Source organism: Streptomyces sp. NPDC097640 (genome assembly GCF_040302705.1).
In the GTDB taxonomy this organism is placed as follows: domain Bacteria; phylum Actinomycetota; class Actinomycetes; order Streptomycetales; family Streptomycetaceae; genus Streptomyces.
The window spans coordinates 16,253-40,885 of sequence record NZ_JBEOSB010000034.1; the positions used below are offsets into that span (position 1 = coordinate 16,253).

The 24,633-nt window shown below is 71.6% G+C and carries 21 protein-coding genes; 19 read left to right on the forward strand and 2 right to left on the reverse strand.

The window, feature by feature from the left end; genetic code table 11:
- Positions 1-104: 104 nt before the first annotated feature.
- The 6 genes from ABTY62_RS39005 to ABTY62_RS39030 all read left to right on the forward strand — a co-directional run bounded on the left by ABTY62_RS39005 (position 105) and on the right by ABTY62_RS39030 (position 5,764).
- On the forward strand, positions 105-236 hold the full coding sequence (locus ABTY62_RS39005) for a keywimysin-related RiPP (protein WP_352134109.1): 132 nt from the start codon (positions 105-107) through the stop codon (positions 234-236).
- 100 nt (positions 237-336) lie between these two features.
- Positions 337-2,169 (forward strand): asparagine synthase-related protein, encoded by a 1,833-nt coding sequence (locus tag ABTY62_RS39010; RefSeq protein ID WP_352134110.1) that lies wholly within the window; start codon positions 337-339, stop codon positions 2,167-2,169.
- Positions 2,166-2,426, forward strand: coding sequence for a lasso peptide biosynthesis PqqD family chaperone (locus ABTY62_RS39015; RefSeq protein ID WP_352134111.1), 261 nt, complete (start codon positions 2,166-2,168; stop codon positions 2,424-2,426). The genes ABTY62_RS39010 and ABTY62_RS39015 overlap by 4 nt, the downstream gene beginning before the upstream one ends.
- 38 nt (positions 2,427-2,464) lie before the next feature.
- Entirely contained in the window at positions 2,465-2,839 is a 375-nt protein-coding gene (locus tag ABTY62_RS39020; protein ID WP_352134112.1) for a lasso peptide biosynthesis B2 protein, read from the forward strand.
- Between the two features lie 40 nt (positions 2,840-2,879).
- Positions 2,880-3,968 (forward strand): LLM class flavin-dependent oxidoreductase, encoded by a 1,089-nt coding sequence (locus tag ABTY62_RS39025; protein ID WP_352134113.1) that lies wholly within the window; start codon positions 2,880-2,882, stop codon positions 3,966-3,968.
- Positions 3,965-5,764, forward strand: coding sequence for an ABC transporter ATP-binding protein (locus ABTY62_RS39030; RefSeq protein ID WP_352134114.1), 1,800 nt, complete (start codon positions 3,965-3,967; stop codon positions 5,762-5,764). Before ABTY62_RS39025 ends, ABTY62_RS39030 begins: the two co-directional genes overlap by 4 nt.
- Positions 5,765-5,852: 88 nt before the next feature.
- Here the strand turns inward: ABTY62_RS39030 and ABTY62_RS39035 are convergent, their stop codons facing one another.
- Together ABTY62_RS39035 and ABTY62_RS39040 are read right to left on the reverse strand one after the other, a co-directional pair.
- The gene (locus ABTY62_RS39035; protein ID WP_352134115.1) at positions 5,853-7,598 is read right to left on the reverse strand and encodes a PucR family transcriptional regulator; all 1,746 of its coding nucleotides are present in this window, start codon (positions 7,596-7,598) and stop codon (positions 5,853-5,855) included.
- Positions 7,599-7,618: 20 nt separating this feature from the next.
- Complete coding sequence (locus tag ABTY62_RS39040) at positions 7,619-9,421, reverse strand: glycoside hydrolase family 15 protein (protein WP_352134116.1); 1,803 nt, start codon at positions 9,419-9,421, stop codon at positions 7,619-7,621.
- A gap of 448 nt (positions 9,422-9,869) precedes the next feature.
- On the opposite strand from ABTY62_RS39040, the gene pyrG reads away from it, so the two are divergent.
- The 13 genes from pyrG to ABTY62_RS39105 all read left to right on the forward strand — a co-directional run bounded on the left by pyrG (position 9,870) and on the right by ABTY62_RS39105 (position 24,559).
- Complete coding sequence (gene pyrG, locus ABTY62_RS39045) at positions 9,870-11,549, forward strand: CTP synthase (RefSeq protein ID WP_352134117.1); 1,680 nt, start codon at positions 9,870-9,872, stop codon at positions 11,547-11,549.
- 105 nt (positions 11,550-11,654) lie between these two features.
- Positions 11,655-12,281, forward strand: a complete 627-nt coding sequence (locus tag ABTY62_RS39050) for an NUDIX domain-containing protein (protein WP_352134118.1) — start codon at positions 11,655-11,657, stop codon at positions 12,279-12,281.
- 666 nt (positions 12,282-12,947) lie between these two features.
- Entirely contained in the window at positions 12,948-14,996 is a 2,049-nt protein-coding gene (locus ABTY62_RS39055; RefSeq protein WP_352134119.1) for a tetratricopeptide repeat protein, read from the forward strand.
- 180 nt (positions 14,997-15,176) lie between these two features.
- Complete coding sequence (gene ald / locus ABTY62_RS39060; RefSeq protein WP_352134120.1) at positions 15,177-16,292, forward strand: alanine dehydrogenase; 1,116 nt, start codon at positions 15,177-15,179, stop codon at positions 16,290-16,292.
- Positions 16,293-16,804: 512 nt separating this feature from the next.
- Positions 16,805-17,821 (forward strand): ParA family protein, encoded by a 1,017-nt coding sequence (locus ABTY62_RS39065; RefSeq protein ID WP_502997607.1) that lies wholly within the window; start codon positions 16,805-16,807, stop codon positions 17,819-17,821.
- The gene (locus ABTY62_RS39070; RefSeq protein ID WP_352134122.1) at positions 17,806-18,402 is read left to right on the forward strand and encodes a hypothetical protein; all 597 of its coding nucleotides are present in this window, start codon (positions 17,806-17,808) and stop codon (positions 18,400-18,402) included. The genes ABTY62_RS39065 and ABTY62_RS39070 overlap by 16 nt, the downstream gene beginning before the upstream one ends.
- A 67-nt stretch (positions 18,403-18,469) precedes the next feature.
- The gene (locus ABTY62_RS39075) at positions 18,470-19,609 is read left to right on the forward strand and encodes a segregation and condensation protein A (RefSeq protein ID WP_352134123.1); all 1,140 of its coding nucleotides are present in this window, start codon (positions 18,470-18,472) and stop codon (positions 19,607-19,609) included.
- Positions 19,606-20,295, forward strand: coding sequence for an SMC-Scp complex subunit ScpB (gene scpB, locus ABTY62_RS39080; RefSeq protein ID WP_352134124.1), 690 nt, complete (start codon positions 19,606-19,608; stop codon positions 20,293-20,295). The genes ABTY62_RS39075 and scpB overlap by 4 nt, the downstream gene beginning before the upstream one ends.
- On the forward strand, positions 20,295-21,371 hold the full coding sequence (locus tag ABTY62_RS39085; RefSeq protein WP_352134125.1) for a pseudouridine synthase: 1,077 nt from the start codon (positions 20,295-20,297) through the stop codon (positions 21,369-21,371). The genes scpB and ABTY62_RS39085 overlap by 1 nt, the downstream gene beginning before the upstream one ends.
- A gap of 135 nt (positions 21,372-21,506) precedes the next feature.
- Positions 21,507-21,869: a chorismate mutase gene (gene aroH / locus ABTY62_RS39090; RefSeq protein WP_352134126.1), complete on the forward strand. Its 363-nt coding sequence runs from the start codon at positions 21,507-21,509 to the stop codon at positions 21,867-21,869.
- Entirely contained in the window at positions 21,866-22,963 is a 1,098-nt protein-coding gene (locus ABTY62_RS39095) for a prephenate dehydrogenase (protein WP_352134127.1), read from the forward strand. Before aroH ends, ABTY62_RS39095 begins: the two co-directional genes overlap by 4 nt.
- Before the next feature lie 193 nt (positions 22,964-23,156).
- Complete coding sequence (gene cmk / locus ABTY62_RS39100) at positions 23,157-23,870, forward strand: (d)CMP kinase (RefSeq protein ID WP_311725070.1); 714 nt, start codon at positions 23,157-23,159, stop codon at positions 23,868-23,870.
- Entirely contained in the window at positions 23,831-24,559 is a 729-nt protein-coding gene (locus ABTY62_RS39105; protein WP_502997608.1) for a lysophospholipid acyltransferase family protein, read from the forward strand. The genes cmk and ABTY62_RS39105 overlap by 40 nt, the downstream gene beginning before the upstream one ends.
- The last annotated feature ends 74 nt before the right edge of the window (positions 24,560-24,633 follow it).

Consider the following 24,633-nt stretch of genomic DNA (forward strand, 5'->3'; position numbering starts at 1 on the left):
ACTGGCATGCGCGGATAGTCAATGACCTCTCGGGGCCCGGAAGACAGTCTTGTGATTGCGCCCATCCGGGCCGAAGACGCTATCGAGTCGAGGAGTTGGCTTCCTTGCGTATCGACGAAGTGGATTATGAGAAGCCGCAGTTGGTGGAGGTGGGGGACTTCGCCAAGCTGACCATGGGTAACGGCCCCACCGGTGGCATCGACTGGCGCTGGGAGTGCTGGTTCTTCCTCTGCTGAGCCGCTGCTGGACCGCATCGTGCCCGCGCGTCGATTCCGGGCGCGCGGGCACGGTGCGCCCCGTTCATAAGCGGAACCGGCAGTCCTCAGGAGGAGCGACGTGGGATTCTTGATCTTTCCGGATAACCCGGCCGGCGCTGCGGCCGCTTACCGCAAGCCCGTTCGCGAGGAAGAACAGGTCCTGGAACACGCGTCCGGCCGCCCGTGGATTGTGGGGCAATGGGCACCGGAGGATCTGATCCAGGTTACTGAAGGGCCTTGTCGGCTGGCCCTGTTGGGCAGCACCCGCATCGAAGTCACCCGGCTCCGCACGATTCTGGACCGTGTCCGTACCCTCCGCGACCTCGACACACTCGCCCGCACACTGCCCGGCTCGGTGCACATCCTCGCTTCTCTCAACGGAGAGATACGCGCCCAGGGCAACGTCACCACTGTCCGGCAGATCCACTACGCCCGGATGGGCGCGACTACGGTCGCGGCGGACCGTGCTGACACTCTCGCCACGCTCATGGGGGCCGATGCCGGCGTCAGAGAGGATCTGCTCGCCCGGGAACTGCTGGGCCCGGCAATCCCTTACCCGCTGGCCGAGGAGCCCCTGTGGCGCGGCGTGGAACGGCTGCCCGGCGATTGCTATCTGGAATTGCCGTCCGGCGGTGGGCACCGCACGGTGCGCTGGTGGGCTCCCCCGGAGCCTGAATTGACCCTGGACGAGGGGGCCGCATTGCTGCGTTCCGCGCTGATTGAGGCCGCGGCGGTGCGGACACAGGGTGGTGGCACGATCAGCGCTGACTTCTCGGGTGGCCTGGACTCCACCAGTCTGTGCTTTCTCATTGGTGACGGCGGTCCCGCCCACCTGCTCGCCAATCGTTGGGAGGCGACTGACCCGGCCAACGACGACGGGGTCTGGGCGGACCAGGCGGCCCTCGCGCTGCCCGGAGCCGAATACCTGGTGACGTCACCGGGAGAGATGCCCTCGTGGTACGCCGATATGACGGTCCCCGTCGACGACTTGGAAGCGCCGGTGCCATGGCTTCGGACCCATGCTCAACACATCGCCCAAGTCCGCCTGGTCGCCGGCCACGGCGCGACACGCCATGTGACCGGTCATGGCGGAGACGAACTGTTCGCCACATTCCCCACGTACCTGCACGCGCTCGTTCGCACTGGCGATCCGCTGAACGCGCTGCGCCATGTCAGGGCAACCGCCGCGATGATGCGGTGGAAGCATCGGTCGGCCGCGCGGGCTCTCCTGGACAGCCGGTCCTACGGACGGTGGCTCACTGATTCAGCCAGTTCGCTCACCGCTGCCCCGGCCCCGACCTCGCAGCCGAGACTGCCATGGGGCAACGAGGTTCGAATGCCGCCCTGGGCCGAGCGTGAGGCCGTCGAAGCCGCCCGCCGCATGTATCGCGCGGCTGCGGCGGCCCAGCCGTTCGCCGCGCAACGCGGCCAGCATCGGGCGCTGGAACTGGCCCGTATCTGCGGCGGCACGATACGACGAGTTGACCGGCTGTCCCGTCGACACGGCGTGTCCTGGCACGCCCCGTACGTTGACGACCGGGTGGTGGAGGCCGCGTTGTCGATCAACCTCTCCGACCGGGCGGCGACCTTCCCCTACAAACCGTCGCTCACCGCGGCCATGCGGGGCATCGTCCCGGACCACATCCTGGGCCGCCGGACCAAGGCTGAATTCAGCGCTGAGGCTTACGCCGGTCTGAGACGGCACAAGCGCGAACTCGCGGAACTCTGCGACGACCTGCGGCTTGCTCGCCTGGGCCTGGTGAATCCCGGGAAGCTCCGGGCGGCACTCCTCGGGATTCACCCGACCCCACACAGCCTGGTCCCCTTGGATCACACATTGACCTGCGAGGCCTGGCTGCGTTCCCTGCCCGACCGCGAATCCGCGTTCGTGTCGCCCGGAGGTCCGCGATGAACGTCACCCTCGCCGCGCACGTGTCCGCCACCGAGACCGAGGACGGGGGCATGGTCCTGCTCGACCGGCGTAGCGGCCGCTATTGGCAGCTCAACCCCACTGGCGGAGTCATCCTGCGCGCCCTGCTGCACGAACCGAGCCAGACGGCGGCGGTTGATTTCTTGCTCCGATCGATCCCCCGGGCGCCCGAGTGCATCCCCGACGACGTCGCCGCGCTCGTCCAGGTCCTACACGAACGGCGGCTGATTGCGCCATGAGCATGCCTACCGGTCTTGAGACCGCCTCCCGACCGCCGATGCACCGACGCCTGGCGGCCCGCCTCGCCGTGGTCGGCGCTGCTCTGCTCATCCGGCTCAAGCCGGAGCCTCTCGCCCGGGTGCTGGCCGTGATACGCCGCGGTGCCCATCCGGCGACCAAGGCGCAGGCGGGTGCCGCTCGCGATGCGGTCGTCTCAGTCAGTGTGACCTGCGCGGGCCAGGGATGCCTGCAACGGTCGGTCGCCACTGTCTTGCTGTGTCGGCTGGCGGGTGCCTGGCCGGACTGGTGCACCGGCATCCGTATCGAACCGTTCCGGGCACACGCCTGGGTGGAAGTCGACGGAGAACCCGTGGGAGAGGTCGACGATATCCGCCGCTACCTCGTCACCATGACCGTACCGAGCCGACCGTGACCCACATCGACCTCTACGAGCGGCAAGGAGCGTCCCACCCGTGACTCTCGCAGACGACGTTCGCTTCGGCATTCTGCTCAGTACCCATCGAAGCCCGGGGCGGACGGACGCCGAGGTGTTCCGCGACACCGTCGCGCTGGCCACTTGCGCCGAGGCGCTCGGCCTCGATGACCTGTGGGTTACGGAACACCACTTCGGCGACGCGGTCATCGGATCCTCCGCACTGGCGCTCGCCGCCTTTCTGATGGGACGCACCGACCGCATCACCGTGGGAACCGCGGTCACCCTCCTCCCGCTCCATCATCCGATTCACGTCGCCGAGCAGGCGGCACTCCTCGACCAGGTCTCCGGCGGGCGTTTCGTGCTCGGGGTCGGACGCGGTCAAAGCACCACCGAGTACGAGGTCATCGGTCGCGGCGTCGACCACTGGCGTCACGGACCCGCCGAAGCCCTCGACCTCATCCGTGCGGCTTGGGCCGGAGAAGTGAGTGCCTCGTCCGACCTGTACGCCTTTGCGCCGATCACGCCCACGCCCGCCCCGCTGCGTCGGTGTGGGCCGCCCATGTACGTTGCCGCCGGATCCGCCGGAACGATTCGATCCGCCGCCTCCCGAGGACTGCCGATGCTGCTGTTCTTCGACAAGACATCGGAGGCCAAGGCCGAAATGGTGGCTTTGCATGCGAAATTGGCCGCCGCTGCGGGGCACTCGAGTGATGGCTACGATCACGCATTTCTGCTCTTCGCCCATGTCACTGATTCCCCGGCCCGGGCACACGACCTCATGGCCGACCGCGCCCGGTACCTGGCCCGGGATGCTGCGCCACAGTCGGCGTCAGGCGAGAACGAAGACCCTGACGCACCCCAGGGCGAGGCGTTGATCGAATCGGTCACCGAGCGACTGCTGGCGACGCAAGCTGTCGGTGACGTTGAGACCTGCGTACGCCGCATACTCCGTCACATCCGCACATCGGGTTGCTCGCGAGTCATGTTCCAGGTCGAACCGGTCGCCGAACCCGAGGACGCGCTGCCCAACCTGCGCCGGCTTGCCGCTGAGGTCCTGCCCGCGGTCCGCGCGAACCTCGAGGCCGAGGCCCGCACCGATGGGACCCGCATGGACCGTGCCCGATGACGCAGGCATGGGACGAACCGATCGGTCCGCCACCGACCGTGCGGGAGACCTGGCAGGAACTGAGTTCCCACATCCGGCAACACCGGGCCTTGATCGCCCTTGGTGGCCTGCTTGCCCTGGTTGGGTCGGCCATGGCTCTGGCCCAACCGCTGGCGGCCAAGGCCATGGTTGACGCGCTTGCGGGAGGCGAATCGATCACCGGTGTGCTGATCGTGCTCACCGCTCTGATCGTCCTTGGCACAGTGGTCCAGGCAGTAGGACAGTTCGTCCTGGAACGCGCCGCGGAATCCATCGTCCTGTCCGCCCGGCGAAAACTGGTGTTCCGCCTGCTACGGCTGCGGCTGCCCGAACTGAACCGGAAAGAACCGGGCGACCTGATGTCTCGAGTCATCGCGGACACCACAATGCTGCGGCAGGTCACCACCGAGACGCTGGTCTCCGCCGTTGTCGGCGGTCTCACCCTGCTCGCCACGATGGTGCTCATGGGTGTGCTGGACCCGATCCTGTTCGGCATCTCGCTGGCTGTCGTCACGCTGATCGGCGGATCGGTCTGCGTGGCCATGCCGCGTGTCGCGGTGGCCACTCGAGAGGTCCAGGAGTCCGTGGGCAGCATGTCCTCGGTCCTTGAGCGAGCCTTCGGAGCCTTCCGTACTATCAAGGCCGCAGGCGCGGAGCAGCGCGAAACCGCGGCGATCGACGCGGCGGCCCACCATGCGTGGCGACAGGGAGTACGTGTCGCCAAACTGGGTTCTGTCGCGTACTCGATAACCGGGCTTGCCGTACAGCTTGCGTTCCTGACCGTGCTGGGCGTCGGAGGCGCCCGGGTGGCGTCGGGTGCCATCCCGGTGTCGAGCCTGATCGCTTTCCTGCTTCTCCTCTTCCAACTGACCAGCCCTCTCTCCCGCCTGGTGGAGGCGGTCTCCCAGTATCAGGCGGGCTCCGCCGCGATGGCCCGAATCTCGGAGGCTCAGAACCTGATCACCGAGCAGGACGCCGAAGGCGGCGGAAGCGCCCCGCCCTCATCCCGCCCGTCAGTGATCGAATTCCGGAACGTGACATTCCGGTATCGCCCCGAACTGCCCGACGTGCTCCAGAGCGTCACGCTCCGTGTTCAGGGCCCCGGACTGACAGCGATCGTCGGACCCTCGGGAGCCGGCAAGACCACCCTCTTCGGCCTGATCGAACGCTTCTATGAAGCCGACAGAGGCCGGGTCCTGATCGACGGCACGAACGTCCTCGACTGGCCCTTGGGCCCGCTCCGCGCCTCGATCGGCTATGTGGAGCAGGATGCCCCGGTCGTCTCCGGCACCCTGCGCGAAAACCTCACCCTCGCAGCGACCAACGCCAGCGACGAGGACATCCGCGAGGTACTGATCCGCACTCGCCTGGATGCCCTCGTGGATCGGCTCCCAGACGGCCTTGACACCCCAGTAGGCCACCGGGGCAGCGCTCTCTCTGGCGGCGAACGCCAACGCGTTGCCATCGCCCGTGCCCTGCTGCGGCGCCCGCGTCTGCTCCTCCTCGACGAGGCGACATCTCAACTCGACGCGATGAACGAACGGGTACTACGCGATGTGGTCCAGGCCGCGGCCCGGGACAGCATGGTGCTGGTCATAGCCCACCGTCTGTCCACCGTGATCGCCGCGCGCCGTATCATCGTCATGGACGCTGGCCGTGTCAGAGCTATCGGCACCCACCGCGAACTCGTCACCGGCGACCGACTGTATGCCGAACTGGCCTCCACCCAGTTCCTGGCTGAGGGCACCGCCGGCTCCACCGAGCACGCGGATCCGTGACGGCAGGGTGGCCAACACGGCCCCCAGTCCGCAACGTCCAGGACACCGCTCCGACGGGCGTCACGCTCACCCTGACCCCCTTCTGACCTCAGATGTCCTGAGACCGCACATGGCGGCGGGCCTGGAGGGCCAGACTCAGCGCGAGCACCGTCCGAGGGTCCTCCAGGTCGCTGCCCAGCAGCCGCCCGATCCGCGCCAGCCGGTCGTACAGGGTCTGGCGGTTGAGGTGCAGCGCCCGCGCCGTCTCCGCCTTGCGGCCCGCGTGGCGCAGATACGCCTCCAGCGTCGGGACCAGCGGCGGCCGGGCCGTGCGGTCGTGGGCGAGCAGCGGGCCGATCACCCTGTCGACAAAGGCCGCCAGATCCCCGTGTTCCCGCAGTCGCCACAGCAACAGGTCGACATCCAGACTCCGTACGTCATGCCACGCGCGCTCCGCCGGCCCCCGCGCCGCGCTCGCCGCCTGCGCGGCATGGCGCAGTTCGCCGCCGACCGAATCCCAGCCGCCCGGCAGCCCCACGACCACCACGGGCGGGTGCGCCCCGGCCCGGTCCGGCCAGGCCCGCTCCACCCCGGCGCGCAGCGCTGCCGCGACCCGCTCGGCCACCGGGCCGCGCTCCGCCGCCTCCCGCAGCCCCACCAGTAGCGGAACCCGCCGCTCCGGGAGCCGTACGCCCAGCAGCACCGGCGCCCCCACCCCCGCCAGCTCCTCCTGGAGCGCATGGGCCAGGGCCGCCCAGCTTTCGGCGGGCCCCGTGCCCAGGCCCTGCCCCGGCTCCAGCGAGCCGAGGCCCGATGAGGCAGACAGTTCTGCCAGCCGCATCACCACCGGCAGCAGCGGACCCTCGCCCGGCCTGAAGCCCAGCACCCTGACCTGGGCCGGGGCGTCCGCCGCGGCGATCCGGCCCTCGGCGAGCTCGGTGAGGAAGTCCCCGCGCCCGCGCGCGGTCAGCTCCTCCTCCTGGCGGGCCCTCAGCAACACGACCGCCAGCAGATCCGCGGTCCGCTCCGCGGCGAGCCGGTGCACGGGCGCGAGCGGCCCCGCCACCGGCAGTACGGTCAGCCGCGCCCGTACGGCGCCGGGGCCGGGCCCGCCGCCGGGAACGTCCGCCACCACGCTGCCCGCGGGCGGCTCGGGCCGCCGCGCCGCGCGCCGCGACCGCAGCCCCTCCCACACCTGAAGCGGCTCGGCGCCGGCCGGCTGCCCCGCCGGGCCCGGCCCGGCCGCGTACAGCAGCCGGCCGTCGGGGGACTCCAGGAACGCCGGATTGCCCGCGAACCGGGCCAGCAGCCGCAGGATCTCGGGCACCCCGCCGCCGCGCAGCAGCAGCTCGGTGCACTCGCGGTGCACCACCTCCGCCCGGCGCAGCACCGCGTAGTGCTCATTGACGATCTCGGTGTGGATCTCCTCCGTGACCGCCACGAACGGCACCTCGCGGTGCAGCTGCACCAGCGGCAGCCCATGCGAGCGCGCCGCGTCGACCACCGCGGCCGGCAGCGCGGTGAACCGGGACCCCAGCTCCACCACCAGCGCCGCGACCCCGCGCTCGGCGAGGCGGCGGACGAAGGCGCGCTGCTCGGCCGGGCGTGGGCCCACGGCGAGGCCCTGGGTCAGCAGCAGCTCGCCGCCCTTGAGCAGCGAGGCGATGTTGGGCGCCTCGCACGCGTGGACCCAGCGCACCGGCCGGTCGAGACCGTCCCCGGCGGCCACCACCTCGGGGAGCCCGCGGCGCAGGGCTGGGAGTTCCAGGGCCCGCGCCACGGTGATCGTCCCCTGAGGGTGAGGGCCGGGGTCCTGTGGGCCGGGGCCCTGAGGCCCTGGCCCGTCCGGGGGCATGCTCGGGGACGTGGCCGGGCCTACCCTCCGTACGCCCCGGACGCGGTCAGCCGCAGCGCCGTGTCGATCAGCGGCACATGGCTGAAGGCCTGCGGGAAGTTGCCCACCTGCCGCTGGAGCCGCGGGTCCCACTCCTCCGCCAGCAGCCCCAGGTCGTTGCGGAGCGCCAGCAGCTTCTCGAAGAGCTTGCGCGCCTCGTCGACCCGGCCGATCATCGCCAGGTCGTCGGCGAGCCAGAACGAGCAGGCCAGGAAGGCTCCTTCGTCGCCTTCGAGGCCGTCCACGCCCGCGTCCTCGCCCGCCGTCGGGTAGCGCAGCACAAAGCCGTCCGAGGTCGACAGCTCCCGCTGGATGGCCTCGATGGTCCCGATGACCCGCTTGTCGTCGGGCGGCAGAAAGCCCATCTGCGGGATCAGCAGCAGGGAGGCGTCCAGCTCCCGGGAGCCGTAGGACTGGGTGAACGTGTTGCGCTCGGGGTCGTAGCCCTTCTCGCACACATCCCGGTGGATCTCGTCGCGCAGCTCGCGCCAGCGCTCCAGGGGCCCGTCCACGTCGCCCGATTCGATGAGCTTGACGGTGCGGTCCACCGCGACCCAGGCCATCACCTTGGAGTGCACGAAGTGCCGGCGCGGCCCGCGCACCTCCCAGATGCCCTCGTCCGGCTCGTCCCAGTGCTCCTCGAGGTAGGCGATCAGCTTGAGCTGGAGCACGCTCGCGTAGTCGTTCCGGGCCAGACCGGTCATATGCGCCAGGTGCAGCGCCTCGGTGACCTCTCCGTACACATCCAGCTGGAGCTGGCCCGCCGCGCCGTTGCCGACCCGGACCGGCTGCGAGCCCTCGTAGCCGGGGAGCCAGGGCAGCTCGGCCTCGCCCAGCTCGCGCTCGCCCGCGATGCCGTACATGATCTGGAGGTTCTCCGGGTCGCCCGCGACCGCGCGCAGCAGCCACTCGCGCCAGGCGCGCGCCTCCTCGCGGTAGCCGGTGCGCAGCAGCGAGGACAGGGTGATCGCCGCGTCCCGCAGCCAGGTGTAGCGGTAGTCCCAGTTCCGGACGCCGCCGATCTCCTCGGGCAGCGAGGTGGTGGGCGCGGCGACGATGCCGCCGGTGGGGGCGTAGGTGAGCGCCTTCAGGGTGATCAGCGAGCGGACCACCGCGTCCCGGTAGGGGCCGTGGTACGTGCAGTGCTCGACCCACTCGCGCCAGAAGACCTCGGTCGCCTCCAGGGCGCCCTCCGGGTCCGGCAGCGCGGGCGGCTCCTTGTGGGAGGGCTGCCAGCTGATGGTGAAGGCGATCCGGTCGCCGGGGGCGACCGTGAAGTCCGAGTAGGTGGTCAGGTCCTTGCCGTACGTGTCGACCTCGGTGTCCAGCCACACCGAGTCGGGTCCGGCGACGGCGACCGTCCGCCCATCGATCTTGTGCACCCACGGCACGACCCAGCCGTAGGAGAACCGCATCCGCAGAGCCGAGCGCATCGGCACCCGGCCGCTGACGCCCTCGACGATCCGCACGAGCTGCGGGGCCCCGTCACGGGGCGGCATGAAGTCGATCACCCGGACCGTGCCGCGCGGGGTGTCCCACTCCGACTCCAGGACGAGCGAATCCCCCCGGTAGCGGCGGCGGTCGGCGGCCGGCGGAGTGCTGCCCGCGGTCTGCGCGGGGCCCAGGCGCCAGTAGCCATGCTCCTCTGTGCCCAGCAGCCCGGCGAAGACGGCATGCGAATCGAAGCGCGGCAGACAGAGCCAGTCGACCGTGCCGTCTCTGCAGACCAGGGCGGCGGTCTGCATATCACCAATCAGTGCGTAGTCCTCAATACGCCCGGCCACGTACTATCCCCATTCGAACGGCCGTGGTGCCCTCGAAAGGCATTTTTCCACGGTCTCGGAAGTTCTCGACGAGCGCTTGTTCCGGGGGCGTGCTGGTGGTCCCTTGCCGGCCGGCTCGCAGCATTGCGTCCGAGCAGGATACGACGGAGAACAGTGATCCGCTTGAGTCGTCCCACATCGTGGCTCGGATCCCGGCGGCCGATCGGGTGGCCAGGTCACGCATGGTATCCGGACGGCTGCGCAGATGTGACCGCGGCGGCCGCGGGGGCTTCCGGGGCCACGGTACGGAGCCGTCCCCTGCCCAACGGTAGTCGGGGCGGGGCACTGTTACCCTGGTAGCCCGTGGACCGGTGGGCGCAAAACCCCCGAACCTCATCGACGGCGCCCCCGGATAACCGGGGCAGCTGCCGGACCTCGCCCCTCACCTCGCGACCACGGGAGCCCCCTCTTGGCCATTGCCGCTAAGCCCACGACGACCAAGCACATCTTCGTCACCGGGGGTGTCGCTTCCTCACTCGGCAAGGGCCTGACCGCCTCCAGCCTCGGTGCCCTGCTCAAGGCGCGCGGCCTCCGCGTGACCATGCAGAAGCTGGACCCGTACCTCAACGTCGACCCCGGCACCATGAACCCGTTCCAGCACGGTGAGGTGTTCGTCACCAACGACGGCGCAGAGACCGACCTGGACATCGGCCACTACGAGCGGTTCCTCGACGTCGACCTCGACGGCTCGGCCAACGTCACCACCGGCCAGGTCTACTCCACCGTGATCGCCAAGGAGCGGCGCGGCGAGTACCTCGGCGACACCGTGCAGGTCATCCCGCACATCACCAACGAGATCAAGCACCGCATCCGGCGGATGGCGACCGACGACGTGGACGTCGTGATCACCGAGGTCGGCGGCACCGTCGGCGACATCGAGTCGCTGCCGTTCCTGGAGGCGGTCCGCCAGGTCCGCCACGAGGTCGGCCGGGACAACGTCTTCGTGGTGCACATCTCCCTGCTGCCGTACATCGGCCCCTCCGGCGAGCTCAAGACCAAGCCCACCCAGCACTCGGTCGCCGCGCTCCGCAACATCGGTATCCAGCCCGACGCGATCGTGCTGCGCGCCGACCGTGAGGTCCCGACCTCCATCAAGCGCAAGATCTCGCTGATGTGCGACGTCGACGAGGCGGCCGTGGTCGCCGCGATCGACGCCAAGTCGATCTACGACATCCCCAAGGTGCTTCACTCCGAGGGCCTGGACGCCTATGTCGTGCGCCGCCTCGACCTGCCCTTCCGCGACGTCGAGTGGACCCAGTGGGACGACCTGCTCAAGCGGGTCCACCAGCCCGACCACGAGGTCACCATCGCCCTGGTCGGCAAGTACATCGACCTGCCCGACGCCTATCTGTCGGTGACCGAGGCGCTGCGCGCGGGCGGCTTCGCCAACAAGGCCCGCGTCAAGATCAAGTGGGTGACCTCCGACGACTGCCGCACGGCCGCCGGCGCCCGGCAGCAGCTCGGCGACGTCGACGCGATCTGCGTCCCCGGCGGCTTCGGCGACCGCGGGGTGAACGGCAAGGTCGGCGCGATCACCTTCGCCCGCGAGAACAAGATCCCGCTGCTGGGCCTGTGTCTCGGTCTCCAGTGCATCGTCATCGAGTCCGCGCGGAACCTGGCGGGCATCGAGGGCGCCAACTCCACCGAGTTCGAGCCCGCCACCAGCGACCCGGTGATCTCCACCATGGCCGAGCAGCTCGACATCGTCGCGGGCGAGGGCGACATGGGCGGCACCATGCGGCTGGGCATGTACCCGGCCAAGCTCGCCGAGGGCTCGATCGTCCGCGAGGTGTACGGCGACCAGCCGTACGTCGAGGAGCGCCACCGCCACCGGTACGAGGTGAACAACTCCTACCGCGGAGAGCTGGAGAAGAAGGCCGGACTGGTCTTCTCCGGCACCTCGCCCGACAACAAGCTGGTCGAGTACGTCGAGTACGCGCGCGAGGTGCACCCGTACCTGGTCGGCACCCAGGCCCACCCGGAGCTGCGCTCCCGGCCCACCCGGCCGCACCCGCTCTTCGCGGGGCTGGTGAAGGCGGCTGTGGCGCGGCAGGCGGATGCGGTTGCCGCGCAGGGCGCGGAGGGCTGAGGGATACCGAGGGATACGGTTGACCTGGGCGGGAGCGGCTTGTGCCGCCCCGCCCGGGCCCCTCGTTCCCGGGCCGTTCGTCGACGAGAGGACGCTGAGTCGAGCATGCGCATCCAGGACACCCCCGAGGAGTGGCGGGTCACCGCCACCGTGACGCCGTTCACGGGCAACAAGACCAGCGTGCGCACCGACGAGGTCGTCATGCCCGACGGCTCCAGGACGTCCCGCGACTACCAGGTCCACCCCGGTTCGGTGGCCATCGTCGCACTCGACGAGGAGGGCCGCGTCATCGTGGTGCGGCAGTACCGCCATCCGGTGCGGCAGCGGCTGTGGGAGATCCCGGCCGGTCTCCTGGACATCCCCGGGGAGAATCCGCTGCACGCCGCGCAGCGCGAGCTGTACGAGGAGGCGCACGTCAAGGCCGAGGACTGGCGGGTGCTCACCGACGTCTACACGTCGCCGGGCGGCTCCGACGAGGCCGTGCGGATCTTTCTGGCCCGGGGGATCTCGGAGGCGGAGGGCGAGCGGTACGAGGGGGACCACGAGGAGGCGGACATGGAGCGGGCCCGAGTCCCTCTCGACGAGCTGATCGCGGGCATCCTGGCGGGGGAGCTGCACAACACGTGCCTGGCGGCCGGCGTTCTGGCGGCCCACGCCGCGCGGTCCGGCGCGGGCTTCGAGTCCCTGCGCCCGGCGGACGCCCCCTGGCCGGCGCGGCCTTTCGAGGCCTGAGGGCCTGCTGCGCCTGCTGCTGTTCGTGGGTGGTGCGCCTGCTGTTCGTGGGTGGTGCCGGGGGCGGGGGCTCCGGGGCTGTCACCCTTGGACCGCGCCGGTCCGGTGGTGCGCGTGGGGTGCGGGGGTGGTGCCGGGGGCGGGGCCTCCGGGGCTGTCACCCTGGACCGCATATTTACGGCGCCGGTGCCCGGAAGCGCGGCCTTGCCCGGAACTTGGCGCCACAAATATGCGTAAGCGTCCAGGGCACCACCCCTGCACCCCCACCCCCTCACGTCTCGTCGGCGGCCCTCCGCCCGATGCCCCGCCGCCGGTGTCGGCTCCGATCCGCCCGCGGCCCTCATCACCAGCCCGTCAGCGGCGCCGCAAGCCGGGGGTCAGGGGGCGGAGCCCCATGGAAACGGGAAGGGGCGGGTAGGGGAAAGCCTCCTCGGCCGGGGCCACCCGGGGGTGGCGGGGGCAGGGGGCGGAGCCCCGTGGAAGCGGGAAGGGGCGGGGAGGGGAAGACCACCGCAATCCGAACATCCGCGCATCCGATCAGGTGATTTTCGACCCACCCCATCGGCCGGGAGTGCCGAAGCCATGACGCCGGGTCAACTACGCTCGGAGGGATCCCGACCGCACCCGCGGCGGGCTCGTACGCGCAGGTGGACGGGAGTGGGGCCCGTGGCGGAGCAGGTGGTCGACACCGATGGGGGGCCGGTCCCCGGGAAGCGGCTGCCGCCGCCTGTCGACGGCCGACCTGGTCCGCCGCCGCAGGCCGAGGCCGGGCCCGCGGCGCCTTCCGCCGGGCGGGGGGACGAGGCGGGCGGGTTGTGGAGCGGCGCGACGCGCGCGGTGCTGTTCGCGGCGGCGGCGTCCGTGGGGAGCGGCTTCGCGGGGCGGCGGCGCGAACTGCTGTCGCTGCGGGCCGACATCGACCGGGCCGGCCTGGACACCCTCGCCGGCCGCAAGCCCCCCCGCAGCCGGGTGCTGCTGATCGCGGGCCGCCCAGGTTCGGGCCGTACCGCGCTGGCCGAGGAGCTGGTGCGGCGGCTGGCCGACGACTATCCGGACGGGGTGCTGCGCGCGCGGCTGGCCATGTCCGGTGGCGATCCGGTGCCCGTCGAGCGGACCGCCCGCGATCTGCTGGCCGTGGTCGGGGTGTCCGTCCCGGCCGGGGCGGACGAGGACGAGCTCAGCGAGGCGCTGCGCGACGCGCTGGCGGGGAAGCGCGTGTTGCTGCTGCTCGATGACGCCGTGGGCGCCGAGCAGGTGGACGCGCTGTTGCCGGACGCGCCGGACGGCCTGGTCGTCGCCGTGTCGCGGGGCCCGCTGACGGGGGTGCCGGATGTGCGCCCGTGCACGCTCGGCGGGCTCGATGTGAGCGCGGCGATCGGGCTGCTCGCGCAGTACGCCGGGACCACCCGCATCACGTGCGACCCGGTGGCCGCGCAGTCCCTGGTCGAGGAGTGCGGCGGCCAGCCCGCCGCGCTGGTGCTGGCCGGGGGCTGGCTCGCGGCTCGTCCGCAGGCGTCCGTGGCCGACGTGGTGAACCGGCTGCGGGAGCTGCCGACGGGCGCCGGTGACCAGGACCGGGGCGCGCGCCCGCTGGCCCGTGCCTTCCGGCTGGCGTACGAGGCGCTGCCGCCGGCCGCCGCCCGGCTGCTGCGGCTGCTGGCGCTCGCGCCGGGCGGGTGGGCCGACGCCCAGATAGCGTCCGCGCTGGCCGGCTGTTCGGTGTCGGACGCCGAGGCCGCGCTGGAGGGCTTTGTCGCGCACGGGCTGCTGCGCCCGCTGCCGGACCGCCGGTATCTGGTGCCCGGCTGCCTGGACCCGATGCTGCGGGCGGCGCTGCGGGCCCAGGAGCGCCGGGCCGAGGTGGAGCTGGCCGGGGCCCGGATGCTGGAGCGGACCGTGCGGCAGCTGCACGCGTGCCGGCTGGCGGCCCAGCCGGCGGGTTCGCCTGCCCGGAAGAAGCTGGCGGGGATGCCGAGGTCGCTGCGGTTCACGTCGTCGGGGGCCGCGGCGAGCTGGCTGGAGTCGCGGCTGCCGGCGCTGCTCGAGGCCGCCCGGCTGGCCGTCGAGGACGGTGGGCTCGACACGCTGGCGCGCCGGCTGGTGGCCGGGCTGACGCTTGCGCTGGGTGCCCATCGGAGCGCCGAGAAGGCCGCCCCGGAGCTGTACGGGCTGCACCGGCTGTTGCTCGATGTGGCCCGCCGCCGCGATCTGCCGGCGGAGGGGGCCGCGGCGCTGCTCAACCTGGGCGACCTGGACGCGCGGGCGGGCCGGGTGGAGGAGTCGCTGGTGCGCTACAAGCACGCGCTGGACGCGGCCAGGGACGCGGGCGACCCGTACACCATTGGGCGCTCGCTGGAGTCCATCGGCGGCACCTACGAGGATCTGGGGGACTGGCACCGGGCGGCCGACTGGTACGGGCGGGCGCTCCAGCTGCGGCTGTCCCAGGGCGATCGCATCGGGGAGGCGCGGCTGTACGAGCGGCTGGGCACGGTCCACTCCCGCACCGGCCAGTGGGGCGAGGCGCTGCGCGTCTGGCGGGCGGCCGGGGCCGCCTTCCGTCGGGCGGGCAATCCGCAGGGCGCGCTGCGGGCCGCGGAGGCCCTGGACCGGCTGGGCGATCCGGGCGCGGCGGAGGCACATCGCCGCGCCGCGCGGCGGCTGGCGGCGCGACAACGGGGAGGCAGTGGGGTGATGACGGAGGCAGAAGAGGCATAGGGGCCTAAGAAACCGGCAGCGGATCGGCAAAAGGTTGGTGCAATGCAAGGCTAGACAGCGCGGGATCCTTCATTAGACTGGGTGTACCGCGATTGGTGCGGTCGTCTCCGGCATGCGGACGCATTCCGGTTTGTCTGCTTAGAGCCCGGATATCCCCACGATTCAAGGACCGTGATCGACGTGAAGGTCGGTATTCCCCGCGAGGTCAAGAACAACGAGTTCCGTGTGGCCATCACCCCTGCCGGTGTGCATGAGCTGGTCCGCGGCGGCCATGAGGTCTTCGTGGAGCGGGGGGCCGGCCTCGGCTCCTCCATCGCGGACGAGGAGTACACGGCCGCCGGCGCCGGCATCCTCGGCTCGGCGGACGATGTGTGGGCCACCGCCGACCTGCTGCTCAAGGTCAAGGAGCCCGTCGCGGAGGAGTATCACCGGCTGCGCAAGGACCAGACCCTCTTCACCTACCTCCACCTGGCCGCCTCCAAGGAGTGCACGGACGCGCTGCTGGAGTCCGGCACCACCGCCATCGCCTATGAGACGGTCGAGACCGCGAGCCGCGCGTTGCCGCTGCTCGCGCCGATGTCCGAGGTCGCGGGCCGGATCGCGCCGCAGGTCGGCGCGTACCACCTGATGCGGTCGGCCGGCGGGCGCGGGGTGCTGCCCGGCGGGGTGCCGGGCGTGGCCGCGGCGCGCGCCGTGGTCATCGGCGGTGGGGTCTCCGGGTGGAACGCGGTGCAGATCGCCCTCGGCATGGGCTTCCACGTCACCCTGCTCGACAGGGACATCAACAAGCTGCGCGAGGCCGACAAGATCTTCGGCAACCGGGTGCAGACCATCTCCTCCAACGCCTACGAGCTGGAGAAGACCGTGCTCGCCGCCGACCTGGTCGTCGGCGCGGTGCTCATCCCCGGCGCCAAGGCGCCCAAGCTGGTCACCAACGAGATGGTGTCCCGGATGAAGCCCGGAAGTGTACTTGTCGACATCGCGATCGATCAGGGCGGCTGCTTCGAGGACTCCCGGCCGACCACGCACGCGGAGCCGACCTTCACGGTGCACGACTCGGTCTTCTACTGCGTGGCCAACATGCCGGGCGCGGTGCCCAACACCTCCACCCACGCGCTCACCAACGCCACGCTCCCGTACATCGTGGAGCTGGCCAATCGGGGCTGGCGGGACGCGCTGCGCCGGGACGCGGCGCTGGCCAAGGGGCTCAATGTCCATGAGGGCGAGGTCGTTTACGGCCCGGTCGCCGAGGCGCACGGCCTGTCGGCCGTCGAACTGAGCTCGCTGATCGCCTGAAACCGGCCCGGCGGTCAACTCCGACCGTCAACAACAGGTCAATAACGGGCATCCGGCCGGGTCTTGCCGTAAGGCGGGGTCCGGCCGTTGATGTGTCCGATACGACCCGTAACGCGGATGACGGGCTGCTCGGTCAACTCGCCCTAAAAGTAACTATTCAGACGCTTTGCCCGTCGAGGAATCCTCGCTTCATACCCCATACGCCCTTGACAGCGGGGTGTTCGATTGCCGACACATCGTGCCGTGTCCGGTGGATTGTGTTGCTGCGAACCGCCGACACGCCATAGAGTCGCCAACCGTCGGCATGGTGTCACGCTGACCTATCTAGAAATTTCCTGGTCACCAAGGAGGTAGGACGACTTGTGAATGAGTCGACATTTTCTCCCGGGGGTGGTCAACCAGGATCGGCTGCGCGGGGCCAGGGCCCCTCGGGGCTCGAGGCTGTCGGCTCTGTCGCTGTCCGCACCTTCGCCACGCACCAGAACATGACGACAGCCCACCAGAGTCAGAGTATGGACGGCCATCACGTGAACGCCATGGCCGGCGACCAGGGGGGCAATGGTCCCGCCCGCTTCGCCGACTACGACGACCTCCCCGACGGGCACTTCTACGACCCGGACGCCGAGTACGAGCCGGATCCCGAGTACGCGGCCACGCTCGCGCCCGACGCGGCCCGCCAGCGACGCGAGCGCATCGGCCCCACCGGGCGGCCGCTGCCGTACTTCCCGATCCCCGGACCGCTGACCGACCACGGCCCCGCGAAGATCATCGCGATGTGCAACCAAAAGGGCGGCGTCGGCAAGACCACCTCCACCATCAACCTCGGCGCGGCGCTCGCCGAATACGGCCGCCGGGTCCTGCTCGTCGACTTCGACCCGCAGGGCGCCCTGTCGGTCGGCCTCGGCGTCAACCCGATGGAGCTCGACCTCACGGTCTACAACCTGCTCATGGAGCGGGGCATGTCGGCCGACGAGGTGCTGCTCAAGACGGCCGTGCCCAACATGGACCTGCTGCCCAGCAATATCGACTTGTCGGCTGCCGAGGTGCAGCTGGTCAGCGAGGTTGCCCGGGAGTCCACCCTCCAGCGCGCCCTCAAGCCGCTGATGGCGGACTACGACTACATCGTCATCGACTGCCAGCCCTCGCTCGGCCTGCTCACCGTGAACGCGCTCACCGCGGCGCACAAGGTGATCGTGCCGCTCGAGTGCGAGTTCTTCGCGCTGCGCGGTGTGGCGTTGCTCACGGAGACGATCGAGAAGGTCCAGGAGCGGCTCAACCCCGAGCTCGAACTGGACGGCATCCTCGCCACGATGTACGACTCGCGCACCGTGCACAGCCGTGAGGTCCTGGCCCGCGTGGTCGAGGCATTCGACGACCACGTCTACCACACGGTCATCGGCCGTACGGTCCGCTTCCCCGAGACCACGGTCGCGGGTGAGCCGATCACCACGTACGCGTCCAACTCCGTGGGTGCCGCCGCATATCGTCAGCTCGCCAGGGAGGTGCTCGCCCGGTGTCACGCCGAGTGAGTCTGCCGGGAGCCGACGAACTGTTCCGCACCACCGGAGGAACGGCGCTCCAGTCGTCCTCCCCCGCGTCCTCCCGCCGTCAGAACGGCGGCGAGGCGCGGGTGCCCGCCCCGGCCGGCGACCCCGACACGGCCGCTGACGGGGCCGAGGGCGGCCCGGGAGAGCGGCGGGCGACGGAGGACGCGGAGCAGTCCGGCGCGGCCGAGCACAGCGGCCGGGAGGCCGGTGCCCGTGCGGACGCCATCGGCGACCGCCGCCCGGCGGGCGGCGGTGAGCGGCCCAAGAGCCGTCAGCCGCAGGAAGGACCGCCCGCTTCGGCCCAGGCGGGCCCCGCCCGCCGCCGCGGCCGCGCGGCCAACCGCCGCCCCAGCGGCCGCGAGCGCCACGACGAGAAGATCACGGTCTATGTCTCCGCCGAGGAGTTGATGGACCTCGAGCACGCCCGGCTGGTGCTGCGCGGCGAGCACGGCCTCGCCGTCGACCGCGGCCGGATCGTCCGCGAGGCGGTCGCGGTCGTCCTCGCCGACCTCGAGTCGCGGGGCGACGCGAGCATCCTGGTGCGCCGCCTGCGCGGTCGCTGAGGGGGTCGGGCGATAGCCTGCCCGCTCGTAGGGCCGCGCCGCCCGACCCCCCGCTCCCTGGACCGCGATGCCGAAGAACCCCGCCCCCGCCCCGCCCCCTCGCCCACCCCGCCGCACCCTCGGCCGGGGCCCCGGCACGGGCCCGCGCGCGGCAGGCACCGAGCCGGGGGAGCAGGTCCCCGACCCCGCGGGCCCGCCCGACGAGGCGGTGGCCCCCGCTGAGCCAGAGCCCGAACCCGAGCCCGAGGCCGGGTCCGAGTCCGTCCCGGGCCCTGAGCCTGAGGCCCCGGTCGACACGGCCGACACGGCTGACACAGTCGATGTGCGGCCCTCTGAGCCCTCTGAGCCCCCCGAAGCCGGGAGTGGCGCCGAGGCCCCCGCCGACGCGCAGGGCAAGTTCACCGTGCGGCTGGCCAACTTCGAGGGGCCCTTCGATCTGCTGCTCCAGCTGATCTCCAAGCACAAGCTCGATGTCACCGAGGTCGCCCTCTCCAAGGTCACCGACGAGTTCATGGCGCACATCCGGGCCATGGGACCGGACTGGGACCTCGACCAGACCACCGAGTTCCTGGTCGTCGCCGCGACCCTCCTCGATCTCAAGGCCGCCCGGCTGCTGCCCGCCGCCGAGGTCGAGGACGAGGCCGATCTGGCCCTGCTTGAGGCCCGCGATCTGCTTTTCGCGCGCCTTCTCCAGTACCGCGCGTTCAAACAGATCGCGGACATCCTGAACGACCGGCTGATCGCCGAGGGCCGCCGCTACCCCCGCACCGTCGGCCTGGAGCCGCACCACGCCGACCTCCTCCCCGAGGTCGTCATCAGCATCGGCGCGGAGGGGTTCGCGAAGCTGGCCGTGAAGGCGATGCAGCCCAAGCCCAAGCCGCAGGTGTACGTCGACCACATCCACGCCCCGCTGGTCAGCGTGCGGGAGCAGGCGGAGATCGTGGTGGCGCGGCTGCGGGAGCTGGGGGAGGTGAGCTTCCGGACGCTGACCGAGGACGCGCCCGACGTGCTGACCGTCGTCGCGCGGTTCCTGGCGCTGCTGGAGCTTTACCGGGAGCGCGCGGTGCACCTGGACCAGGAGGAGGCGCTCGGCATGCTCATGGTGCGCTGGACGGGCGCGGAGGGGCGGGAGCCGCTGGTCACCGACGAGTTCGACCAGGAAGAGCAGCAGGGGGAGAAACAGCCCGAGAAGGAGGCGGAGACGTGAGCGAGCAGCAGCCATCCCGCACCGCCGAGGCCCCGTCCGGGTCCCCGGACCTCTCCGAGCTCGACCTCAAGCCGGCCCTGGAGGCCGTCCTCATGGTCGTCGACGAGCCCGCCACCGAGGAGCACCTGGCCAAGATCCTGGACCGGCCGCGCCGGGCGGTCCGGGGCGCGCTGCGCGAGCTGGCCGACGAGTACACGGTCCAGGGCCGCGGCTTCGAGCTGCGGCTGGTCGCGGGCGGCTGGCGCTTCTACACCAGCCCCGCCTACTCCGCGGCCGTCGAGCGCTTCGTCCTGGACGGCCAGCAGGCCCGGCTCACCCAGGCCGCTTTGGAAACCCTCGCCGTGGTCGCGTACCGTCAGCCGGTCAGCCGTTCCCGCGTCTCGGCCGTGCGCGGAGTGAACTGCGACGGCGTGATGCGGACCCTCCTTCAGCGCGGTCTCGTGGAGGAGACGGGAACGGAACCGGAAACAGGTGCGATCCTGTACAGGACGACGAACTACTTCCTGGAGCGGATGGGCCTGCGCGGCCTGGACGAGCTTCCCGAGCTCGCCCCGTTCCTCCCGGAGGCGGACGCGGTCGAGGGCGAGTCGCAGGAAGGGCTGCCGTCCTTCGATCCGGACGCCCCGGACCCGGACGACGACCACGACAACGGCCGCGACAACGGCCACTCTCAGACGGAATCTTGATGCGAAGCAGCGGCAGGAACAGCAGGGGCACCGGCGGGCAGAACTACCGGGGCGCGGGCAACGGGCGCGACGACAAGCAGAAGCGCGCGGGTCGGCCCCGTCCCGAGGAGCGCCGCTACGACGTGGGCGGCGGCCCGCCCGGCGGCTCGAAGAGCGGTGGCCGGGGGAGCGGTGGCCCGTCCGGCGCCGGGGCCGGCGGCGCCAAGGCGGGCGGCCCGAAGAGCGGCGGCCGCGGCCGTAAGCCCGCGGCCCCGGCCCGCCCGCGCGAGTACGAGGCCCAGATCGAGGAGCGCAACCGCGCCCGGCACGACAAGCCGCGGGTCAATCTGCCCAAGACGTTCCCCGGGGCCGAGCAGGAGGGCGAGCGGCTCCAGAAGGTCCTCGCCCGCGCCGGCATGGGCTCGCGGCGCGCCTGCGAGGAGCTCATCGACCAGGCCCGGGTCGAGGTCAACGGCAAGATCGTCACGGAGCAGGGGCTCCGCGTCGACCCGGAGAAGGACGAGATCAAGGTCGACGGGCTGACCGTCGCCACCCAGTCGTATCTCTTCTTCGCGCTGAACAAGCCCGCGGGCGTGGTCTCCACCATGGAGGACCCGGACGGCCGCCAGTGCCTGGGCGACTACGTCACCAACCGCGAGACCCGGCTCTTCCACGTCGGCCGCCTCGACACCGAGACCGAGGGCATCATCCTGCTCACCAACCACGGCGAGCTGGCCCACCGCCTCACCCACCCCCGCTACGGCGTCATCAAGACCTATCTCGCCGCGATCCAGGGCCCCCTCCCGCGCGACCTCGGCAGGCGGCTCAAGGACGGCATCCAGCTGGAGGACGGCTACGCCCGCGCCGACCACTTCAAGGTCGTGCAGAACACCGGCAAGAACTACCTGGTCGAGGTGAGCCTGCACGAGGGCCGCAAGCACATCGTGCGGCGCATGCTCGCCGAGGCCGGCTTCCCGGTCGACAAGCTGGTGCGCACGGGCTTCGGCCCGATCGCGCTGGGCGACCAGAAGTCCGGCTGGCTGCGGCGGCTGACCAACACCGAGGTCGGCATGCTGATGCGCGAGGTCGACCTCTAGCCGGCCCTGCTCCCTGGCTCCCTGTCCCCCGGTGACCGCGGATGTCCGCAAGGTGGTCGCGGCCGCGGCGCGCCCGGTCGGCCTCGCTAGGCTGACCGGGGGACGCCGGGGGCGGTACGGAAAGGGAGCACAGACGTGGCGGTACGAGCGGTCCGCGGGGCAGTCCAGCTGGAGCGGGACGAGCCACAGCACATGCACGAGCAGGTCTCCGCGCTGCTCACCGCCGTCCTGGAGCGCAACGCCCTGACGCCGGACGACCTGATCAGCGTGTGGTTCACGGCCACTCCCGACCTGCACAGCGACTTCCCCGCCGTCGCCGCCCGCAAGCTCGGGATCACCGACGTGCCGCTGATCTGTGCCCAGGAGCTGGACATCGCCGGGGCCATGCCGCGGGTGGTCCGCGTCCTCGCGCATGTCGAGAGCGGCCTGGCCAAGGCCGACATCGCCCATGTCTACCTCGGCGCAGCCGCCGCCCTCCGTAAGGACATCGCCCAGTGAGAACCGCCCTCGTCATCGGCACCGGCCTGATCGGCACCTCCGTGGCGCTCGCCCTGGCGGGCCGCGGCGTCCGGGTGCACCTCAGCGACCAGGATCCGGACCGGGCCCGTACCGCGGCGGCCCTGGGCGCCGGTACGGCGGAGGAGCCTGAGGGGCCCGTCGACCTGGCGGTCGTCGCCGTACCGCCCGCGCATGTGGCCCGGACCGTCGCCGAGGCGATGCGCCGGGGCGTCGCGCGCGGCTTCCTGGACGTCGCCAGCGTCAAGGGCGGCCCGCGCCGCGAGCTGGAGGCGCTCGGCTGCGATCTGACCCGGTACCTCGGCACGCACCCCATGGCGGGCGCCGAGCGCTCCGGGCCGCTGGCCGGGACGGCCGACCTCTTCGAGGGGCGGCCCTGGGTGCTCACGCCGACCAGTGCCCCCGGCGCCGTCACCGACACCGAGGTGCTCAACCTCGCGCTCGAGCTGGTCGCGCTGTGCCGGGCGGTGCCCGTGGTGATGGACGCGGACGCCCACGACCGGGCCGTGGCCCTGGTCTCGCACACCCCGCAGCTGCTCTCCAGCATGGTCGCGGCGCGGCTGGAGGACGCGGACGAGACGGCGGTGCGGCTGTGCGGGCAGGGCATCCGCGATGTGACCCGGATCGCCGCCTCCGACCCCGGGATGTGGATCGACATCCTCTCCGCGAACCCGGGCCCGGTGGCCGACATCCTCGCTGCGGTCGCCGCCGACCTCGACGAGACGGTACGGGCGCTGCGCGCGCTCCAGTCGGCCGACGAGGCCAAGCGGGGCGACGGCGCGGCGGGCATCGAGGACGTGCTGCGGCGCGGCAACGTGGGTCGCGAGCGGGTGCCGGGCAAGCACGGCGCGGCCCCCGCCGCGTACGAGACCGTCGCGGTGTTCATCGGCGACCAGCCCGGCGAGCTGGCCCGTATCTTCGCCGACGCGGGCCGGGCCGGGGTCAACATCGAAGACGTCCGGATCGAGCACGCGACCGGCCAGCAGTCCGGCCTGATCCAGCTCTTCGTCGAACCCCATGCCGCGCCCGGCCTCACGGCGGCCCTGAGGGAACGCGGCTGGTCGATCCGGCAGTGACCGGTGACCGGTGACCGGCGACCGACCGGTCGGCGGACGGAGTCCGGCGCGGCCGTCCCGAAGCCTGGGAGGCGCTCTGGCGCCGAGCGGTGCGAGGGTGGCGGTGTGCGGGAGGTCCGGGGCTGGTCGATCCGGCAGTAACCTTGTGCGGGGCTCCTTGGAGCGCCCGCGCAACCGCCCGTGCACGAGAAAGGTGTCTGCCACCGTGGAAACCGCCGACCGGACCGCCCCGGCAGCAGTGATTGTCGCGATCGACGGCCCAGCAGGCACGGGCAAGTCCAGCACCTCCAAGGCCGTCGCGGCCAAGCTCGGCCTCGGCTACCTCGACACCGGCGCCCAGTACCGGGCGATCACCTGGTGGATGGTGAACAACGGGATCGACGCCGACGACGCCACCGCCGTGGCCGACGCCAGCGCCAAGCCCGTCATCGTTTCCGGCACCGACCCGTCCGGCCCCACCATCACCGTGGACGGGGTGGATGTCTCCGGCCCGATCCGCACCCAGGAGGTCACCTCCAAGGTCAGCGCGGTCAGCGCGGTCCCCGAGGTGCGGGCGCGGATCACCGAGCTTCAGCGGAGCATCGCCGCCGAGGCGCCGCGCGGCATCGTGGTGGAGGGCCGGGACATCGGCACCACCGTGCTGCCCGACGCCGACGTCAAGGTCTTCCTGACCGCCTCCGCCGAGGCGCGGGCCGCCCGCCGCAGCGGGGAGCTGAAGGGCAAGGACGCCGCCGGCCTGGCCGCCACCCAGGCCGCGCTGGCCAAGCGGGACGCCGCCGACTCGGGCCGCAAGACCTCGCCGCTCGCCAAGGCGGACGACGCGATCGAGGTGGACACCACCGACCTCACCCTCGAGCAGGTCATCGAGTGCGTGGTCACCCTGGTCGAGGAGAAGCGGTCCGCGTGACCCGGAGCCCCGACAAGGCCGCCAAGGCTTCCGCCACGCTGCCCAGCGAGAGCGGCGCCGCGGTCGGCCGCCGGATCGGCATCGGTCTGATGTACGGGCTGTGGAAGCCGCGGGTGCTGGGTGCCTGGCGGATCCCGGCCGACGGGCCGGTGATCCTCGCGGGCAACCACTCCCACAACCTCGACGGCCCGATGCTGATCGGCACCTCGCCGAGGCCGGTGCACTTCCTGGTCAAGAAGGAGGCGTTCGTCGGTCCGCTGGACCCGTTCCTGCGCGGGATCGGGCAGCTGAAGGTGGACCGCGCGAGCGCCGACCGGGCGGCGATCACGGACGCGCTGGGCGTGCTGGAGCGGGGCGGAGTGCTGGGGATCTTCCCGGAGGGCACGCGAGGCGAGGGGGACTTCGCCTCGCTGCGCGCCGGGCTCGCCTACTTCGCCGTACGGTCGGGCGCCCCGATCGTCCCGGTGGCGGTGCTGGGCACCACGCTGCGGCGCGGCCGGGTGGTGCCGGGGCTGCCGCCGCTGCGCAGCCGGATCGACGTGGTCTTCGGCGACCCCTTCGAGGCGGGCGACGGCAGCGGCCGGCGGACCCGCGCGGCCCTGGACGAGGCGACCGTGCGCATCCAGAAGCGGCTGGGGGAGCATCTGGCCGACGCCAGGCGGTTCACCGGCCGCGTCGGCCACCCATAACGACGTGACAGCCGCGGGCCGTACGGGCCCGCGGCAGCTGCGAGCAGCAGCGAAGGACGACGAGGAATGACTTC